Here is an 18785-nt window from a genome sequence, read left to right as displayed (position 1 = left end):
CCACCCGGAAAGGGAGTCAATCCGATGAGCACCCCCCGCAGAGTCCTGGTCGTCGGTGGCGGTTCGGCCGGCAACGCCGCCACCATCCTGCTGCGCCGCGCCGGGATCGACGTCGACCTCGTCGAGGCGAAGGCCGACTGGAACGCCACCGCCGGATCCGGCATCACCCTGCAGGGCAACGCCCTGCGCGTCCTGCGCGAACTCGGTGTCTGGGAGGAGGTGAAGGCCGCCGGCTTCCCCTTCGGGTCCGCCGGCATCACCGCACCCGACGGCACCGTCCTGCACGTCCAGCGCGACCTGCGCACCGGCGGCGACGACCTGCCGGCCACGCTCGGCATCCAACGCCCGCGGCTGCAACAAATCCTCATCGACGCCGTCCGCGCCAGCGGCGCGCACGTCCGCCTCGGCACCACCGCCACCGTCCTCGGCCAGGACGCGACCGGGGTCGACGTCCGCCTGAGCGACGGCACCGAGCACCGCTACGATCTGGTCGTCGCCGCCGACGGACTGAGCTCCGCCACCCGCGCCCAGATCGGGATCACCGACAGGCCGGAGCCGACCGGCATGGCCATCTGGCGCGCCGCCGCCCCCCGACCCGACGGCGTCGAACGCACCGACCTTGCCTACGGCGGCCCGGCGTTCATCGCCGGCTACTGCCCCACCAGCCCGACGACGATCTACGCCTACGTCGTCGAGCGCAACCGGGACCGCGCATCGATACCGGCCGAGTCCTACGCGCAGGAGATGTCGGCCCTGGCGTCGGCCTACGGCGGCGCGTGGCCGGCCATCACCGCCACGCTCACCGACCCCGCGAAGGTCAACTACACGTGGTTCGACCAGCTGCTGGTCGAAGGATCCTGGCACCGCGGCCGGGTGGTCCTGGTCGGCGACGCCGCCCACTGCTGTCCGCCCACCCTCGCGCAGGGGGCGGCGCTTTCGTTGGAGGACGCCTGGGTCCTGGCCCAGATGCTGACGGCGAGCGGCGCCGACGACTGGAGCGAGCAACTGCTGCAGGCGTACTACGAGCGGCGGATGCCGCGGGTCCGGCCGGTGGTGGAGGCGTCCGTGCAGGTCGGGCAGTGGCAGCTCGACGGGGTGCGCGACGCCGACGTGCCCGGGCTGATGGCCCGCACCATGACGATGCTGCGGGAGCTGCCGTGACCACGCCCACCGTGGACGTGCATGCCCACGTCCTCCTCCCCCAGATCGACGCCCTGGTCTCCGGCCTGCCCGGCCACGCCGATGCCCGGGCCCTGGACGCCCGACGCAACGGCCCCGCCGCGCTCGCCGTCAGCGGCCCCATGGTCCGCGACCGCGTCCCGGCCCTGACCGACCCCGCAGTCCGGCTGTCCCTGATGGACGCCCAGGGCGTCGATGTGCAGCTCGTCAGCCCCTCGCCGTCGCACTACCACTACTGGGCGGACGCGGACACGGCCGAGAAGGTCTACCGCCTGGCCAACGAGGCGACCGCCGCCCACTGCGCTGCGGCGCCCGACCGGCTGAAGGGCCTGGGGCTGGTTCCGCTGCAGCATCCGGACCAGCTCGTGCCCGCCGTGGACCACGCGCTGGAGCAAGGACTCGCCGGAGTGGAGATCTCCAGCCACGCCCCCGGCCGCGAGCTGTCCGATCCCGCCTACGAGCCGCTGTGGACACGCGCCGAGGAGACCGGAGCGGTCGTGTTCCTGCATCCGTTCGGCTGCACCCTCGACGAGCGCCTCGACCGGTGGTACCTGTCCAACACCGTGGGCCAGCCCACCGAGAACGCGGTCGCCCTCTCACACCTGATCTTCTCCGGCGTCCTCGACCGGCACCCCGGGCTGAAGGTCGTCGCGGCCCACGGGGGCGGCTACCTGCCCACCCACATCGGGCGCAGCGACCATGCCTGGCGGGCCCGGACCGACGCGTCGGCGGGCTGTGCCGAGCTGCCCAGCAGCTACCTGCGGCGCCTGTACTTCGACTCGCTCGTGCACGACCCGAAGGTGCTGCGGGCGCTGGTGGAGGCGGCCGGCGCGGACCGTGTGCTGCTCGGCTCGGACTTCCCCTTCGACATGGGCTCCGACGACCCCGTGGGCGCGCTGCGCGCCGCGGGCCTGCCCGAGACCGACTTCCACGCCGTCCGCGGCGCCAACGCCACCGCCCTGCTCACCCTCTCCCCGGCCTGAGGAGGCCCCCATGACGAACAACCGCCTGCTCACCCACCTGCGGCACGTCGACCTCGCCGTGCCCGACTACGACAAGCAGCTCGACTTCTACGCCGGTGTGTGGGGGCTGACCAAGGTCGCCGAGGACTCCGGCATCTCCTTCCTCGCCGCCGAGGGCAGCCCCGAGCAGTACGTCGTCCGGCTCCGCAAAGCCGACGAGAAGCGCCTCGACCTGGTCTCCTACGGAGCGGCGACACCGGCCGACGTCGACACCCTCGCCGAGCGGCTTCTGGCCGACGGCGTACAGCTGATCTCGCAGCCCGGCACGGTCGACACCCCCGGCGGCGGCTACGGCTTCCGCTTCTTCGACGTCGACGGCCGCACCATCGAAGTCTCCGCCGACGTCCAGGTCCGCAATCACCGGAAGATCGAGGAGAAGGAGGCCATCCCGGTCAAGCTCTCCCACGTCGTCCTCAACTCCCCCGACCTGAACCGCACCCGCGAGTGGTACGAGCGCCACCTCGGCTTCGCCCTGTCCGACACGCTCAGCTCGCCCCACATGGGCGAGGTCATGCACTTCATGCGGATCAGCAACCAGCACCACTCCATGGCCATCGCCCAGGGCCCGCACACCGCGCTGCACCACGTCTCCTTCGAGATGCGCGGCCTCGACGAGTACATGCGCGGCTCCGGCCGCGTCATGCGGGCCGGTCACCGCAAGATCTGGGGGCCGGGCCGGCACATGGCGGGCGACAACACCTTCACGTACTTCCTCGACCCGCACGGCAACACCGTCGAGTACACCACCGAGCTCGAATGCCTCGACGAGGACACCTGGCACCCCCACGTCTACGACTTCTCCCGGCCCGAGGTCACGGACCAGTGGGGCACCGCCAACCCCATGAACGAACTCGTCGCCAAGGAATCGTTCAACGACCCCGACCGCGGCGTCTTCGTCGCCCCTCCGGTCTAGTCCGGCCCGATCCCCGGGAACGCGGCGGGCCAGGTCCGCCCCGACTGCCACCGCCGCGTTCCCGGCCCCGCGTTCCTCGTCCCTCCATCTGGGAGCCGCACCATGCGCTTCGCCGCATTCGCACACCGGCACCGGAACCGTGTCGCCGTCGTCGAGGACGACGGCACGTTGTTCCCTCTGCCGGGAGTCACCTCGCTCACGGACCTGATCCGCGACTCCGACGGTCTGCCGGGCCTTCTCGCCGCCGGGGGCGCGGCGCTGGACGTTCCGCCCGGACCGCACGTCTCCGAGGTCCGGCTGCTCCCGCCGCTCCAGCCCGCCTCCATCCGGGACTTCGTCACCTTCGAGGAGCACGTCGAGGGCGTCCGCCGTTCCGTCGACGGTGCGTCCGGAGTGCCGGCCCAGTGGTACGAGGCCCCCACCTTCTACTTCACCAACCCCCACGCGGTCTTCGGGCCCGATGACGACGTACCCATGCCCCCCGGGTCGTCCGTGCTCGACTTCGAACTGGAGGTGGCGGCCGTCATCGGCCGCGAGGGCCGTGACCTCACCCCGGAGCGGGCACGGGAACACATCGTCGGCTACACCGTGTTCAACGACTGGTCCGCGCGGGATCTGCAGTCCGCCGAGATGAAGGTCGGGCTCGGCCCGTGCAAGGGCAAGGACACCGCCACGACGCTGGGCCCCTACCTGGTGACCGCCGACGAACTGGAGCCCCACCGGGACAGCGACGGCTTCCTCCGGCTGGCCCTGACGGCCGAGGTCAACGGCGAGAAGGTCGGCAGCGACCTGCTGTCCAACATGAGCTGGACCTTCGAGGAGATGACCGCCTACGCCTCACGCGGCACCCGGATCGTCGCCGGCGACGTCCTCGGTTCCGGCACCTGCGGCAACGGCGGCTGCCTCGCCGAACTGTGGGGCCGCTCCGGGGAGCGGGTCCCTCCGCCGCTCAAGCCTGGCGACACCGTCACGCTGACCGTGGAGGCCGTCGGGTCCCTCACCACCCGGGTGGTATCCGGCGCCGAGCCCGTCGCCCTGTCCAAGGGCCGGCGCCGCGACCGGGAGCGGCCGTGAACGGCGGGCGCCTGGCGGGAAAGGTCGTCGTCGTCACGGGCGCCGCCCGCGGCCAGGGCGCCGCCGAGGCGGCGGCCCTGGAGCGCGAGGGCGCCACGGTCATCGCCACGGACGTGATCGGCGGGGAGGGCGTCCGCAGACTTGATGTCACGTCGGCCGACAACTGGGCGGACCTCGCCGGGTTCCTCCGAAGCACCTACGGAACCGTCCACGGCCTGGTCAACAACGCCGGCATCACCTGGCGGGCCCGGCTGGACGCGGTCACCGCCGAGGACATGAGCCGTGTCCACGCCGTCAACGTGATCGGCCCGCTCCTGGGCATCCAGCACCTGGCACCCCTGATGCCGCCGGGCTCGTCCATCGTGAACGTCGGCTCGTCCGCCGCGCTGACCGCCCACTACCCGGTGGCCTACACGACGAGCAAATGGGCCCTGCGCGGACTGTCGAAGACCGCTGCCCTGGAACTCGGCCCTCGGGGGATCCGAGTGAACACCATCCACCCCGGCTTCATCGAGACCGAGATGACGGCATCGGCCGCGCCCGCCTTCCGGGAAGCGAACATTCGCGAGACACCGCTGGGCCGGGTGGGCACGGTCGAGGAGGTGACCCCCCTGGTGGTCTTCCTTCTCTGCGACGACTCGTCGTTCATCACCGGCGCGGAGATACCGGTCGACGGCGGCCTCACCTCGCACGGCGGGGTGAAGTCGGTGTCCGACGCGCTGCCCGGCAGGACGACGCGATGAAGCGGCTGGAGGGCAAGGTCGCCCTGATCCCGGGCACCGCCGGCAGATCGGCCATGAGGGAGGCACCGCCCTCGCCCCGGGCCGCTGGACGTGTGAGGGCAGTGCTCGGACACCGGGCAGAGGGAACCGGAGCGCGCGGAACCGGCACGCGCGAGCACGGCCGGCTCAGCCGGGAAGCACTGCGCATGAGTTCCGGTGGCCGCCCCGGTGCCCGAGCTGCCGCCCTGTGCCGGTCAGGAGACCTCGCGGACGGTGTTGCGAAGTGTCCCGAGCTTGCTGACCTCGACCTCGACGACGTCACCGTCGACGACGAATCCCGGCGGGTCCATGAAGAGCCCGACACCGCCCGGGGTGCCGGTGACGATGACGTCTCCGGGAGAGAGCGGCGTGAACGCGGTGACGTACTCGATGATCGACGGAATGTCGTTGATCAGGTCGGCGACCTTGCCGCGCTGGCGCACCTCGCCGTTGACCCGGGTCGTCAGTTCGAGTTCGGTGATATCGCCGACCTCGTCGGCCGTCACCAGACACGGTCCGAAGCCACCGGTCCCCGGCCAGGTCTTGCCGGGCAGCCACTGACTGGCGGCACGCTGCCAGTCGCGCACCGAGAAGTCGTTGTACACGGCATAGCCGGCGACGTGGTCGTAGGCCTCGGCCTTGGAGACCCGGTGCGCGGGCCTGGAGATGACCAGAGCCACCTCGCCCTCGTAGTCGAACTGCGCGGAGCCGGCCGGCTTGAGGGCGTCCTCGCCGTGCCCGATCTGGCTGTCGGCGTAACGGGCGAAGACGACCGGGGCCTGAGGAGCCGCCTTGCCGATCTCCTCCTGGTGGGTGCGGTAGTTCACCCCGATGCAGATGATCTTGCCGGGTTCCGGGACGACCGGAGCCAGCCGCACGTCACCGAGCGCCACCGGGCGATCGGTGTAGTGCGCCAGGGAATCGAGGGCGCCGGCCGCGATGGCCTCGGCGAGGGAGGGTGCTGTCGGGGTCGCGTCGTAGATGGTCTCGGCGTCGAGACGTCCCCAGGCGATGCCGAGGTCGGCGCGGTGGTAGCTGACGAACTTGCTCATCGGGTGTTCCTGTTCAGTGGTGGGCGGGAGCGGGGGGTTCGGAGTACGGAAGGGTCCGTCGGGAGCGGTCGTCGACGAAGGCGCGGAGGCCCTCGACGACGCGTTGCTCGCCGGCGGAGTCGAACACCGCCGCGACGTAGCGGTCGGGACGCACCGCGACGAAGACGGGAAGGGAGCCGGCGCCGGAGGTGAGCACCGCGGTGGTCTCGGTGACCGTGCCGGCGATCGGCTCGCCGCCCGGTGCGCGGACGCACAGCCGGCCGGCGCCGATCGCGTCCCAGTACGCGTCGACCGCCGCACCGGGCGGGCCTCCGATCTGCAGCAGCGTCCACCCGTGCCCGAGGTGGGCGTCGAGTCCGCGCTCCGCTCCGGTGACGTCGCGTACGACCGGCTGGCTCAGGGCGCGGCCGACGGTCACGGTGCCGAGGGTGACGCCGTGGGCCGCGACGGCGACTCCGGCGCTGTAGTCCGGTGGTGAGATGAAGCGCATGTTGGCGAGGAAGTCGCGTACCCGGGGGATCAGGCTGACCGTCCGGACGACGGAGTCGCGTACGCGCGTGACCACCGGGTGGGTCGCCATGACGACCGCGCCGACGCGGCGCGAGACCGTCACCATCGCGGCTCCGTGGGCGCGACGCTCGACCTCGTAGGAGTCCAGCAGCCGCTCCCTCGCGCGGCCGGTGATCGCCGCGGTCAGCTTCCAGGTGAGGTTGGTCGCGTCGCGGATGCCGGCGTTCAGTCCCTGGCCCGCGAACGGCGGCATCAGGTGCGCGGCGTCACCGACGAGGAACGCGCGACCCGCGCGGTACGTCCGCGCGACCCGCTGGTGCGCGACGTACACGACCGCGCGGCGCACGTCGTCCGGCGTCAGCCCGGTCCGGAAGCGCGGCACGACCAGCTCGCGGATCCGCTCGGGCGTCGTCATCTCGTCGGGGTCCTCGTGGTCGAAGAGCATGAACTCGAGCCGCAGGCGTCCCTTGACGCCGGGCACGAGCACGTACGGCCGCTCCCCGTCGCCGTGGAACTCCGCGAACGGGTCCCGCGCGCGCGGCTCGTCGTGCAGGTCGACGACGATCCACCGCTGCGGCTGGGTGGTACCGGCCAGATCGATTCCGACCGCCCGGCGGACGAAGCTGCGTCCGCCGTCGGCGCCGATCAACCAGTCGGCGGTCAGCGTCCGCGTCCTTGCTCCGGACGTCTCCTCCCCGGTCGTCACGGTGACGCTGACTCCGCCGCCGTCCTGCGTGATCGCCCTCGCCTCGGCGCCGCGCAGGAACTCGAGCCCTTCGTGCGCGACCGCCCGCTCCCACAGGAGCCGCTCCAGGATCGGCTGGTCGAACTGGGTCTTGGCGGGATGCCCCAGCCGCGACGCGACCGGCCTCGCCTCGAGCAGGAGGCGGTCCCCGAGCCCGAAATAGCGGCTGCCGGTGTCCAGCAGGGACTCGGCCTTGAGCGCGTCGGCCACCCCGAGCTGCTCAAGGGTGCGGAAGGACTCGTCCTGGAGGCTGATCGCGCGAGGCAGGTCGCCCGGCTCGGTCTCCTTCTCCACGAGCGTCGTACGCACCCCCGCGTCGGCGAGCAGGAGAGCGGCGACGAGCCCGATCGGACCGGCGCCCACCACGAGCACGTCACGCCGCGCGGTCACGGTGTCGCCTCCGGCGGTCACGGCGTCGCCTCCGGCCGTGGGCGGAGCGTGAAGTCGGTGTCGAAGTCGGCGCCCCGGGTCAGCTTCCAGTACTCGAGATGGCTGTACGGCCACACCTGTGAGACCCGGCCGCGGGTGTTCTTGTACCAGGTGCGCACCTGCGGCTGTCCCCACGCACGCCCGGCGTTGCCCTGGTCGACCCACGCGAGGAACCGGTCCAGGGCCTCCTGCTCCACCTCGAGCGACGCCGCCCGGCGGAGCAGCAGCTGGTGGATCGCCTCGACGGTGAACTCGACCCCGCACTCGATCATGAAGTGGAACTGGCCGTGCACCACGTAGTTGGTGTTGGGCCCCTGGATGAGGAAGAGATTCGGGAAGCCGGGCACGCAGACGCCGGCCCAGGCCGTCGCGTCACCGTCCCAGTGGTCCTTGAGCGTCTGCCCGGACGGCCCGGTGACCACGATCGGGTCGAGGTAGTCGGACGCCTTGAACCCGGTCGCGTAGATCACGACGTCGACCGGGTGCTGCTCGCCGTCGGCGGTCACGATGCCGTCGGGCGTGAAGCGCTCGATCGGGGAGGTGACGAGCTCGGCGTGCTCCTGGTGCAGGGCGCGAGCCCACACGCCGTTGTCGCGGAGCATGCGCTTGCCGCCGGGGGGATACGGCGGAACGACGACGTCGAGCATGTCGGGACGGTCCGCCCACTGCTCGCGCATGATCGCGGTGAGTGCCTCACGCACGCGCAGGTTGGTCGCCGACACCGAGTCGGTGCGGTCCCACTCCGGATCGACCTCGACGGTGTGCAGCCGCCCGGTGCGGGCGCCCCAGAACGCCTGGAAGCGGTACCACTGCCCGTAGTGCGGGACGTGCTCGCTGAGCCAGGCCAGGGCCCGCGGTGTCGGGTCGTGGTAGTTGGGGGCGGGTACGGTCCACGGCCCGGACCGCTGGAAGACGTCGAGGTGGGCGACGCGGTCGATGACGCTCGGGACGATCTGGTAGGCGCTCGCGCCGGTGCCGACCACCGCGACGCGCTTCCCGGTCAGGTCCACGTCGTGGTCCCACCGCGCGGAGTGCATCCGCACGCCGCCGAAGTCGTCCTGTCCGGGGATCCGCGGGATGTTCGGCTTCTCCAGTTGCCCGGTCGCGGCGACGACGGCGTGGAACCGCCGGTGCTGCTCGACGCCGTCGCGCCGTACGACGACGTCCCAGGTGGCCGATGCCTCGTCCCAGGTCATCGAGACGACCTCGGTGTCGAACTCGATGTGCTCGCGCAGTTCGGCGCGGTCGACGATCTCGACGGAGTACGCCTCGATCTCCGCGCCCTCGGCGTACGCGTCGGGCCAGTCCGCGCGCTGCGCGAAGGAGAAGCTGTAGCCGAAGGTCGGGGTGTCGAGACGGACGCCGGGGTAGGTGTTGGCCCACCAGGTGCCGCCGACCTCGGGGTGCTTCTCGAACGCGACGAACCGTACGCCCGCCTGCTTGAGCCGGTACATCGCCGCGATGCCGCTCATCCCGGTGCCGATGACCGCGACCTCGAAGTCGCGGCCGGGCGCCACCTCGGCGGCGTGCCAGGTCGGTGCTCCCGGACGCTGCGTGACCAGGTCGAGCTCGTGCATCATCAGTGCCGCGTCCTCGGCGCCGGCCCCGCCCGTGATGAAGTCGACGACGGAGCGTGCCTCCGCGGGCTCCAGCAGACGGGGACGGGTGAGCCCTTCGTCGCGGACGCGCCTGAGCGCGGACAGCGCGAGTTCACGCGCCCGCGCCTGGGCGGCCTCGCTCATGCCGCCGTGCGCGGGCGGAATCGTCTCGACGGGAGGATGCGGGGGGCGCAGCTCTGCCGGTATCAGCGCGTGATCTCCGGTCACGGCCGCCAGCGCCGTGAGCAGCGACGGCAGGTCGGCCTCCGCGACGACGCACTCGAGGAAGGCGTCGTCCTCCGTGATGGGCGTGTACTGGTCGCGCCAGTACACGTCGTCGATCCGGGCGGCCTGGCTCGGGTCGGTCATGAGCCCTCCATCGTTTCGGTGTCCTCTCGGGGATGTGCTGGGATCACGCGATGCGAGCGGCCTCGAGGACCTTGCCGAGCACGTCGTCGAGTTCCTGGGCGAGGCACTCGGCGGCGATCACATGGTCGGGGCGGACGACGAGGGCACCGACCGGGCGCGCGTCGAACCAGGCCTGCAGGCTCGTCTCCCCGCCGAGGTCGCCGACGACGGTGACGCCGGCCGCGGCCTGTTTGCGCGCCCACGGCAGCTGCGCCTTCGGCACCACCTGCACGAGGCGGGCGCCGAGGCGGTCGAGCACGGCGAGCCGCTCGGCCGACAGGAAGGCCGACGGGTCGTTGTTCCAGGTGATCACCCGCCAGCCCTGCCCGGTGGCCTCGTCGAGCAGCATCTCCGCACCGTCGGTGTCGGTGGCCCGTGGCTGCGGGAAGAGCGAGCCGGCGAGACGCGGCACGTCGCGGGCCGGCAGTGTCTTGAACGCCGGCAGCGGCGTGTGCACCACGACACCCTGGTCGAACCTCGGCTGCGGCTTGAACGCCTGCCTCCTCTGCGCCTCACGCTCCTCGGGGGTGCGGTTGGCGGCGATCCGGTCCCGCTCGGCGGCCTTGACCGGATCGTGGTCGGTCATCTCCTTCGCCATCCCGAGGGAGACGGCCACCATCTGCGTGACGTGGCCGAGCCGTTCGGTCTCGTAGGTGTCCAGCAGGGCGTCGGTCGCCAGCCCCTTGACGACGGCGGCCAGCTTCCAGCCGAGGTTGAAGGCGTCGCGGATGCCGGAGTTCCAGCCCTGGCCGCCGACGACCGGCATGACATGGGCGGCGTCGCCGGCGAGGAAGATCCGCCCGTGCCGGAACCGTCCCGCGACGCGGGCGTGGTGGCGGTAGACGCGCCGCCGGATGATGTCGAGCCGGGAGGGGTCCGGCACGTGCGGTGCCAGCAGGCCGAAGACGAACTCGTCGTCGTCCACGTCGGCCTCGCTCTCGCCCTCCAGGAGCGTGAACTCCCAGCGCCGGATGCCGTGGGGCAGGGCGATGGAGGCGTAGCTGCGGGCCGGATCCCCGCCGAAGACGGCATGGGGCGTGCCGATCGGGTCGTTGGCGACGTCGATGACGATGCCGTCGGTCGGCCGTGTCTCGCCCTCGAACGAGATGCCCAGGCGCTTGCGGGTGGGCGAGGATCCGCCCTCGGCGGCGACGACGTACCGCGCGCGCACCGTCCCGCCGTCCGCGAGGGTGGCGAGCACGCCGTCCCCGTCGTCGGCCAGGTCCACGACCTCGGCGCCGAATCGTGCGGTGGCGTTCGGGAAGCGGTCCAGGCCGGCGAGCAGCACCTGGTCGACCAGGGGCTGCACGAAGCCGTTGCGCCGGGGCCAGCCGAACTCGCGTGTCGTCGGGTTCACTTCGGAGAGGATCATCCGGTCCCCGTTGACCATGTAGATCTTCTGGTCGGGGATGGTGTGGGGAAGCACCTCGTCGATCAGGCCGGCGGTCTGCATGGCGCGCAGCGCCTCGTCGTCGATGCCGACGGCCCGCGGGTAGTCGATGAGTTCGTACTCCCGTTCGACGACCAGGACGTCGATTCCCTGCTGCCCGAGCAGGTTGGCAAGGGTGAGGCCGACGGGGCCGGCGCCGACGACGAGGACGTCGCAAGCGGTGGTCATGAGGTGCTCCCAGTGGATCGTGCCGAGCCGAGCGCGGCGACGGTGTCGCCGAACGCGCGGTTCAGCAGGACGAGATCGATGCCGAGGCCCACGTAGTCGACGAGGCCGTCGGCGAGCAGGCCGGCCGCGTAGGAGGGCTTGCCGGAGTAGATGCCGAGGGTGACGCCGTGCGCGGTCGTCACCTCCCGCAGGTGTGCGATCGCCTCGCGCACGGGGCCGTCCTCCCAGTCGCCGCGTCCGGGCAGGCCGTAGGAGACGGCCAGGTCGGCCGGTCCGATGTAGACCGAGTCCAGGCCCAGGGTCGAGACGATCTCCTCGGCACGGTCGACGCCGGCCCTGGTCTCGATCTGGGCGATGGCGGACACCGCGCGGTTGCCCGCCTCGGTGTACGAGTCACCCGGGTACAGCGCCGGCCTGGACGGACCCAGGCTGCGGTTGCCGGCGGGCGGGTACTTGACGGCGGCGACCAGGGCCTCGGCCTGGGACCGGGACTCGACGGTCGGCGCGACGATGCCGCGGGCCCCGCTGTCGAGCAGCCGCAGGACCGGGGCGGGATCCGGCGATCCGACGCGCGCGTACGCGTACGCGTTGTCCCGCGGGATCGAGCGCAGGATCCCGCAGGCCGCCTCGAGTCCCAGCTCGCCGTGCTGGAGGTCGAGGATCACTCCGTCGTAGCCGGCGGCCGCCGCCCACTCCGGCATCGAGAACGAGGGGAGCGTCTGGTGGTACAGGACGGGGTTCCCGCCGCCGAGAGCTGTCTGCTTCACTGCGCCGATCCCTCGCGTCCGGCCAGCCGGGCGGCGTGCGCCGCGGCCGCCTTGCCGCCGAAGACGGGCACGATCTCGCGGCGGGCGAACCGCCACTGCCCGTCGACCTTGCGGTAGCGCTCACGGAACTCGCCGACCGAGGCGGGCTGTGTCTGCGGCTCGTTGGTGTCGCGGAACGTCAGGTACTGCACCGTGCCCTCGATCTCCTCGCCGTCCCGCACCAGGCGGATCCCGCCGATGAAGTGCCGGCCGACGACGTCGGTCTGCCGGGCGCGCCTGGCCCCCCAGGCCTTCATGGCCTCGCGGTCCATGTCGCCCATCGGGCCGACCGAGACGCCGTCCTCGGTGTACAGCTCCCAGGTGGTGTCCGCCTGGTTGTGGTCCAGGCGGTAGAGCATCTCCGCGATGAGCTGCTCGATCTCGACGCGGGTGAGGGCGTCGACGGGGCGGTGGTCGTTCATGGTCAGCCTTTCGAGTCCGCGGTCGCGACGACGCGACCGAGTCCGGTGATGGTGGCGACGCACTCGACGTCGGCGGGCCACGGCTCGATGTAGCCGATGGACCCGGAGAGCAGCACCTCGCCGGCGCGCAGCGGTTCGCCGGTGCGGATCGCGGTCCCGGCCAGCCAGATCACCGCGTTGACCGGGTCCTCCAGCACGTTGCTGCCGACGCCCCGGGTGATCTCGGTGCCGCCGCCGGTGATGACCATCTCCACCGTGGTCAGGTCGACCTCGCCGTAGGGGTGGCGCTCCTCGCCGAGGACGACGCCGCTGCAGCCGGCGTTGTCGGCGATGGTGTCGACGATCTGCCCGACCGGCCCGCCGTAGCGGAAGTCGACGACCTCGAAGGCCGGGGTCACGTAGTCGATCGCGGCCTCGACGGCCTCGCGGGTGGCCTCGAGGATGTCGCTCCTCAGCACGAACGCGACCTCGGCCTCGATGAGCAGCCGGTTGTACCGGGACAGCGGAAGGCGCGTTCCCGAGGCGTGCACCATGTCGTCGTGGATGACGCCGTAGTCGGGCTCGTCGATGCCCACGCGCTGTTGGACGAGGGGGTTGGTCAGGCCGACCTTGCGGCCCACCCGCCGCACGCCCAGCTCGCGCTCGCGCAGGGCGGCGAACTCGGCGGATATCGCGTAGGCGGCGTCGAGATCGCGCTCGGGGAGCCGGGGGCTCACGTACGGCACGGTGCGGACGTCGCGCTTCGCCTCGAACAGCTCACGCGCGATCCGGCCGATGGTCTGCTGGGTGACGCTCACCGGTGGTCCTCCCGTCCGGCGTGCTTCTGGAGGAAGGCGACCGCCGCGGCGTCGAACTCCGCGGCGCCCTCCCACTGCGGCCAGTGCGAGGCGCCGCGGACCAGCAGGTACTCGCCGTCCGGGATCAGCCCGCACAGGCGCTCGCCCTCGGCCTCGTCGCCGGTGGGCTCGTTGTCGGTCCACACCATGAGGGCCGGGACCGGGACCACCGCGAAGTCGTCGTCCGTCACCCGGTTGCGCCATCGGCGCTCCGGCTCCCGCAGGGCGGACACGTACGCCATGCTGAACCCGTCGCGGGCGTAGATGGCCTGGCGGACGCGCACGAGCTCGTCGGTGATCTTCTCCGGATCGTGGATGACGACCTGCAGGCGCTTCTTCACGTTCTCGAAGGTCGGCTCGCTCACCGCCTGGGCGCTCACCGACTGCGTCCTGTCCAGCCGCGGTTCCGCGACCATCCGCCCGCCCGGGGCGGACAGGATCACCGTGTGCAGCCGGTCGGGGTGCTGGGGCGCGAACTTCAGCGCCAGCCAGCCGCCGAGCGACTCTCCGGCGAGGTGGACGCGCTCCAGCTCCAGGGCGTCGAGCAGTGCGAGCAGGTGCTCCTCGTAGTCGCGGATCTCCAGCGGGTGGTCGGCGAGCGAGGTGTACCCGTGGCCCGGGTAGTCGTAGCCGACCACCCGGAAACCGGCCTCCACGAACGCCCGGATGTTCTGCGTCCACGCCTCGATGTGGCCGCTGGTGCCGCTGGCGAGCACCACCGTCTGCGCGTCGGGGCCCGCCCCGCCGACGTCGAGGACCCGGGTGCGGTAGCCGCCCGCGTCCACGTACCGCAGCGTGTGCTCCAGGTCCGCGATCTCTTCCCACAGGGTCGCGAGATGCGTCCTTCCGGCCCGGCTCACGCGGTCACCGCCGCCTGGATCGCGAAGCCCGCGCCCCACTTCTCGACCGCCCAGTAGCGGTCGACGGCGAGGCGGTACGGGCCGGCGGTGGACAGGGCCGCGTACGCGGCGATCCAGCTGCGCATCTCGTGCGCGGCCGAGCCGCCCTCCGCCATGAACCAGCCGTTCTCCCAGCCGTCGACCGGGCTCAGGTCGCCGGACCGGAGCACGTCGAGGACCAGCGTGTCCCACTCCTCGTTCAGCGGGTCGCTCGGCGCCTTGCCGTCGGCGATCGCCTGGATGCCCTTGACGATCAGCTGTTCGCGCCGGTGCCGCTCCTCGGGCGAGGGCGCGTACGCGACCAGGCGCTCCTGCACGGTGCCGGGGGCGCCGTCCCAGCGCGGGATCGGCGGGCTGTGGGAGATGCCGCCCGAGGCGAGGAACAACACCTTCCGGTCCATTGCCCGGGCGGCCCGGCCGAACGCCTCGCCCATCAGCCGGACCCGCCGCATCGGCGAGAGCGGCAGGCCGATCGCGTTCACGAACACCGGCACGATGGGCTGTGTGAAGCCCTTGCCGAACACGAAGTCCAGCGGCTGGACCACTCCGTGGTCGACCTTCATCCGCTCGCTGCGGCCGATGTCGACGCCCTCGGCCAGCACCGCCGCGTGGAAGGCCCGGGCGGCGTCACCGTCGACGGGGAGCGGCCCCGCGGTGGTGCCGTAGTCGCCGACGCCCTCGGCGACCGCGCCGATCACCCACGGTGTGATCAGCGAGTAGAGCTGACCGTTGAAGTGGTCGGGGCCGAACACCACGACCAGGTCGGGGTCGTACTCGGCGACGAACCCCCTGACATCGTCGATGGCGGCATTGATCTCGGCGAACGTCTCCCCGCCCGGGTCGACGTTGCCGAAGGACGGCGCGTGGGAGAGCGCTGCGACGGCCAGCGGCATGGCGTGGTTCCCCTTTCTCGCAGAATGGGTCTTCGGAAGTGGTGGTGGGTGCTTACGCGGCCGTTCCGGCGAGCGCGGGCCGAGGGCTCGGCACGTCGGATCGGCGCTGGATCAGGTGCAGGGTGAGGACGCAGAGGCCGGCGACGAGCATGGGCAGCGCGAAGATGGTGAAGGCCGTGCCCATCCCCAGGCCCGCGTCGAAGGCCGCGCCGCCGACGATCGGCGCCGCGATGCCGCCGAACCGGCCGACGCCGATGACCACACCGAAACCGGTCGAGCGGGCCAGCGTCGGGTACAGCCCCGGGACGATCGCGTAGAAGGCGGCCGTGCCCGAGCAGACGAAGAACGAGGCCAGGAACAGGGTCCACCAGGCGGTCGGCATCCCGGGGCCGGTGATGCCGAACAGCGCCAGGGCGGCGGTGGCCAGGATCAGGAAGACCGGGGCGAGGAGGCGGACGCTGAGCTTGTTCCCGAGGAAGCCGAAGAGCACGTTGCCGAGGATGCCGCCGATGCTGAAGGCGGTGACGAGCTGCGGGGCGAGCGCCGGGTCGTGGTTGGCGGACGCGACGGAGCTCGGCGCCCAGTTCGTCATGAAGTAGAAGCTGAGCATGTACGCGACGTAGCCGACGATCATCAGCAGCGTGTAGAGGCCGGTCCGGCCGGTGAACACGGTGCGCAGCGCGCCCTTGGCCTCGACGCCCTTCGAGCCGGACTCCGGGAGCGCTTCGAGAGTGGGGCGGCGCATCTTCGTCAGGAGCGCGTTGAGCCGCCGCAGGGAGTCCTCGCGACGGCCCTCGGAGAGCCAGGCGAGCGATTCGGGGAGCAGCGCCCATGTGGCGACCGCGGCCACCGCGCTCAGGACGAACCCGACCCACCACCCGAACTGCCAGCCGCGCGCGCCGAGCATCGGGCCCACGATCATGGAGCCGAGCAGCCCGCCGATGTTGATCGCGGCGGCGTAGACGGCCATCACCAGGGCGTACACGCGCTTGCCCGTGTACTCGGCGAGGATGACGCCGACCACGGCCACCAGGGAGCCGACGCCGACGCCGGTGACGATGCGGCTCACGACGAGGGGCCAGGTCCCGGTCTCCGGTGTCGCGAACGGGCCGATGAACATGCCGATCGCGATCGTCGTGGTCGAGATGACGCCCATCCTGCGCCGGCCGATGCGGTCGGCGAGCGGCGCGACGACGATGGAGCCCACGAGCATGCCGATCAGGGCGCCGGACATGACGAGTCCGAGCTCGGCCTTGGAGACCCCGAAACCCTTCTCGATGTAGGGGGCGGCGAAGGACGTGAGCGAGACGTCGTAGCCGTCGAGCACGACCAGGGTGATCGCGACGACGACGGCGCGGATCTGAAGGCCGCTCATTTTCTCTTGAGCGATGTGGTCGGTGACCCTCATGAAGATCTCCCTGTCTCGGGATGGAGCGGGCCTGTGCCGTCGCAGCGACCCGCCGGATGAGGTGGTCCGCGCCCGGGGTCGCGTTCCGTGAGGATTTCCTAGAAGTTACGTTCTAGAATCGGCATTACAATCGCCAGCGTCCCTTGCCGGTGTCAAGGGGTGGAGCGAATTTGGTAGAACGGGCAGTCCGAACTGCGGAGGGGGGCCCATGGCCACGAGGCGGAAGACTCACCAGGCGTCCGAGGTGTCGAAGCGGGCGATTCTCGAGGCAGTGCTCTCGCGGGCGGTCGAGGCCGGGTACGAGGGGACCACCATGGCCGACGTCGCACGTGTGTCCGGCCTGCCGATCGGCTCCGTGTACTGGCACTTCCAGAACAAGGAGCAGCTCTTCGTCGAGTTGCTCGACCACTGCTTCGAGGTCTGGAAGCAGACCAATGCCTCCGTCGGCGGCATGCGTGACCTGGTGCGACAGAGCATCAGCGAGTCGGCGGCGGCGTCGGCGAGCCTGGCCGAGCCGGCCGCCGCGTTCTGGAGCATCGGACTCGTCTTCGCGTTCGAGCGGCGCCTGGAGGACAACCTCGCCCGGCAGCGGTACCTCGCGATCCGCGAGGAGATGTTCCAGTTCGTCACCTCCCGGCTGCGGACCTCGTACCCGGAGCTGCCGGAGGACGTCGCCGCGGCGCTGGCGCACGACATGGCCGTCATGGGGCGTGCGCTCACCGACGGCTTCCGCGTGGCCGCGGCCGCCGGCGACGACATCGACTTCGCCCGTTTCGCCGAGTTGGCCGCCGACGCGCTCGAGTCCCTGGTCGCCACGCGCCTGAAGGAGTACACGCATGCCTGAGACCCCCTCGTCCGCATCCGAGAAGGTCGCGATCGTCGTCGGCGGCGGATCCGGAATCGGCGCCGCGTGCGTGCGCGAGTTCGCCGCGAACGGCTACCGGGTGGTCGCGATGTCGCCGTCGGGCCGGGCCCGAGCCCTTGCCGAATCGCTCGGTGGCGCCGGTCTGGACGGGTCGAACACCAGCATCGAGGACCTGGGGGCGTGCGTCGACCTCGCGGTGTCGCGGTACGGCCGGGTCGACGCGGTCGTCAACAGCAGCGGCCACGCGGCACGCGGCCCGGTGCTCGACATCACGGACGAGCAATGGTCCGAGGGCGTCGACCTCTACCTGCTGAACGTCGTGCGCATGGCCCGCATCGTGACGCCCCACCTGGTCGCCTCCGGCAGCGGCGCGATCGTGAACATCTCCACCGCGGGCACCTTCGAGCCCGGCCCGATGTTCCCCGTGTCGGTGACGATGCGAGCGGCGCTGGCTTCCTTCACCAAGCTGTACGCCAACGAGTACGGCCCGTACGGGATCCGGATGAACAACGTGCTCGCCGGGCTGACCAAGGACGACCCCAGCGTGGTCCCCGCCGAGTGGACGAGCGGCATCCCGCTGCGCCGGGCGCAGAGCACCGGGGAGGCCGCCCGGATCGTACGTTTTCTGGCCGGCGAGGAGTCGGCCTACATGACCGGACAGAATCTCCGCGTCGACGGTGGAGAGACCAAGTCGGTCTGAGCCGCACCGGCGGGCTCGGAGGAGCACCGCACCTGTATGCCGTCAGGGCCGGGCGGCGGACCCGGGCGCCGTGCTCGACCCGCGGGACCGCCGTGCTCGGTGTCCACCACCGACGGCGCACTCTTCCCCGTCCCGATCACGGGCCGGCGTCAGGCATCGGAGAGGAGGGGGTCGTACGGGGTGTTCGAGCGGCGGCCCGACATGAAGGAGAGGAAGTCGCCGACGAAGGCGCTGCGCCCGTGGGCGCCGTCGATGACGGTGAGGTCGCGGTGGAAGGCGGTGCGGAAGAGCGCCCGGTACTCGTCCGCATCGATGGTCCCGTTGCCGTCCTTGTCCGTGACGTCGAAGAGCACCTCGGCAACCCGGATGAGCGCGGGGCCGGCGAGGGACGGTACGGCGGCCGCGTACTCGAGGATGCTCACCCGGCCGTCGCCGTCCGTGTCCAGGGCGGCCTGGAGTTCGCGCCACCAGGCGGCGAAGGCGTCGTAGAGGCGGTTCTCCTCGGGTTCGTCCAGGTCCAGGCGGGTGGCCAGCTCGCGCGCCATGGCGGCGAGGTCGGGCCAGTCGAGGTGGCCGTCGCCGGTCTGGTCCAGCACCTGGCGGAAGAACTCCTCCGCCGAGCGCCGGCCCTCTCCCGTGGGCGGCGC

18 protein-coding genes are annotated in these 18785 nt (G+C 71.6%); 7 read left to right on the top strand and 11 right to left on the bottom strand.

Going from position 1 to position 18785, the window contains the following annotated elements; all coding sequences use genetic code 11:
- Positions 1-24 precede the first annotated feature (24 nt).
- From HW445_RS01665 to HW445_RS01645, 5 genes are all read left to right on the top strand, one after another.
- Positions 25-1161 (top strand): FAD-dependent oxidoreductase, encoded by a 1137-nt coding sequence (locus tag HW445_RS01665; protein ID WP_180219235.1) that lies wholly within the window; start codon positions 25-27, stop codon positions 1159-1161.
- Complete coding sequence (locus tag HW445_RS01660; RefSeq protein ID WP_180219234.1) at positions 1158-2162, top strand: amidohydrolase family protein; 1005 nt, start codon at positions 1158-1160, stop codon at positions 2160-2162. Before HW445_RS01665 ends, HW445_RS01660 begins: the two co-directional genes overlap by 4 nt.
- A gap of 10 nt (positions 2163-2172) precedes the next feature.
- Entirely contained in the window at positions 2173-3114 is a 942-nt protein-coding gene (locus HW445_RS01655) for a VOC family protein (RefSeq protein ID WP_180219233.1), read from the top strand.
- A 102-nt stretch (positions 3115-3216) separates the two neighbouring features.
- Positions 3217-4188 carry a fumarylacetoacetate hydrolase family protein gene (locus HW445_RS01650; protein WP_180219232.1) on the top strand — a complete coding sequence of 324 codons (972 nt, stop codon included), beginning with the start codon at positions 3217-3219 and terminating at the stop codon, positions 4186-4188.
- Positions 4185-4931: an SDR family NAD(P)-dependent oxidoreductase gene (locus tag HW445_RS01645; RefSeq protein WP_180219231.1), complete on the top strand. Its 747-nt coding sequence runs from the start codon at positions 4185-4187 to the stop codon at positions 4929-4931. Before HW445_RS01650 ends, HW445_RS01645 begins: the two co-directional genes overlap by 4 nt.
- A gap of 233 nt (positions 4932-5164) precedes the next feature.
- Here the strand turns inward: HW445_RS01645 and HW445_RS01640 are convergent, their stop codons facing one another.
- Genes HW445_RS01640 through HW445_RS01595 form a run of 10 tightly spaced genes read right to left on the bottom strand, consistent with a single transcriptional unit; the run spans position 5165 to position 16573 of the window.
- Entirely contained in the window at positions 5165-6001 is an 837-nt protein-coding gene (locus tag HW445_RS01640; protein WP_180219230.1) for a fumarylacetoacetate hydrolase family protein, read from the bottom strand.
- A 13-nt stretch (positions 6002-6014) separates the two neighbouring features.
- Positions 6015-7667 (bottom strand): FAD-dependent monooxygenase, encoded by a 1653-nt coding sequence (locus HW445_RS01635; protein WP_180219229.1) that lies wholly within the window; start codon positions 7665-7667, stop codon positions 6015-6017.
- Positions 7664-9652 carry an NAD(P)/FAD-dependent oxidoreductase gene (locus HW445_RS01630; protein ID WP_180219228.1) on the bottom strand — a complete coding sequence of 663 codons (1989 nt, stop codon included), beginning with the start codon at positions 9650-9652 and terminating at the stop codon, positions 7664-7666. The genes HW445_RS01635 and HW445_RS01630 overlap by 4 nt, the downstream gene beginning before the upstream one ends.
- 43 nt (positions 9653-9695) lie before the next feature.
- Positions 9696-11309, bottom strand: coding sequence for a bifunctional 3-(3-hydroxy-phenyl)propionate/3-hydroxycinnamic acid hydroxylase (locus tag HW445_RS01625; RefSeq protein ID WP_180219227.1), 1614 nt, complete (start codon positions 11307-11309; stop codon positions 9696-9698).
- Entirely contained in the window at positions 11306-12076 is a 771-nt protein-coding gene (locus HW445_RS01620; protein ID WP_180219226.1) for an aldolase/citrate lyase family protein, read from the bottom strand. Before HW445_RS01620 ends, HW445_RS01625 begins: the two co-directional genes overlap by 4 nt.
- Complete coding sequence (locus HW445_RS01615; protein WP_180219225.1) at positions 12073-12537, bottom strand: nuclear transport factor 2 family protein; 465 nt, start codon at positions 12535-12537, stop codon at positions 12073-12075. The genes HW445_RS01620 and HW445_RS01615 overlap by 4 nt, the downstream gene beginning before the upstream one ends.
- A 2-nt stretch (positions 12538-12539) precedes the next feature.
- Positions 12540-13334 carry a 2-keto-4-pentenoate hydratase gene (locus tag HW445_RS01610; RefSeq protein ID WP_180219224.1) on the bottom strand — a complete coding sequence of 265 codons (795 nt, stop codon included), beginning with the start codon at positions 13332-13334 and terminating at the stop codon, positions 12540-12542.
- Positions 13331-14233 carry an alpha/beta fold hydrolase gene (locus HW445_RS01605; RefSeq protein ID WP_180219223.1) on the bottom strand — a complete coding sequence of 301 codons (903 nt, stop codon included), beginning with the start codon at positions 14231-14233 and terminating at the stop codon, positions 13331-13333. The genes HW445_RS01610 and HW445_RS01605 overlap by 4 nt, the downstream gene beginning before the upstream one ends.
- Positions 14230-15165, bottom strand: coding sequence for a 3-carboxyethylcatechol 2,3-dioxygenase (locus HW445_RS01600; protein ID WP_180219222.1), 936 nt, complete (start codon positions 15163-15165; stop codon positions 14230-14232). The genes HW445_RS01605 and HW445_RS01600 overlap by 4 nt, the downstream gene beginning before the upstream one ends.
- Before the next feature lie 52 nt (positions 15166-15217).
- A complete protein-coding gene (locus HW445_RS01595) occupies positions 15218-16573 on the bottom strand; it encodes an MFS transporter (RefSeq protein ID WP_180219221.1) in 1356 nt (451 codons plus the stop codon).
- Positions 16574-16781: 208 nt separating this feature from the next.
- On the opposite strand from HW445_RS01595, the gene HW445_RS01590 reads away from it, so the two are divergent.
- On the top strand, positions 16782-17417 hold the full coding sequence (locus HW445_RS01590; RefSeq protein ID WP_180219220.1) for a TetR family transcriptional regulator: 636 nt from the start codon (positions 16782-16784) through the stop codon (positions 17415-17417).
- Entirely contained in the window at positions 17410-18138 is a 729-nt protein-coding gene (locus tag HW445_RS01585) for an SDR family oxidoreductase (protein WP_180219219.1), read from the top strand. The genes HW445_RS01590 and HW445_RS01585 overlap by 8 nt, the downstream gene beginning before the upstream one ends.
- A gap of 149 nt (positions 18139-18287) precedes the next feature.
- Here HW445_RS01585 and HW445_RS01580 read toward each other — a convergent pair.
- Positions 18288-18785, bottom strand: a 498-nt coding sequence (locus HW445_RS01580; protein ID WP_180219218.1) for an EF-hand domain-containing protein, incomplete at its 5' end; no start/stop codon positions are given.

The organism is Streptomyces sp. UH6, assembly GCF_013421635.1.
Taxonomy (GTDB): Bacteria; Actinomycetota; Actinomycetes; order Streptomycetales; family Streptomycetaceae; genus Streptomyces; species Streptomyces abyssomicinicus.
The sequence above is the reverse complement of the archived record's forward strand: the minus strand, read 5'-3'. Positions and strand labels throughout refer to the sequence as shown.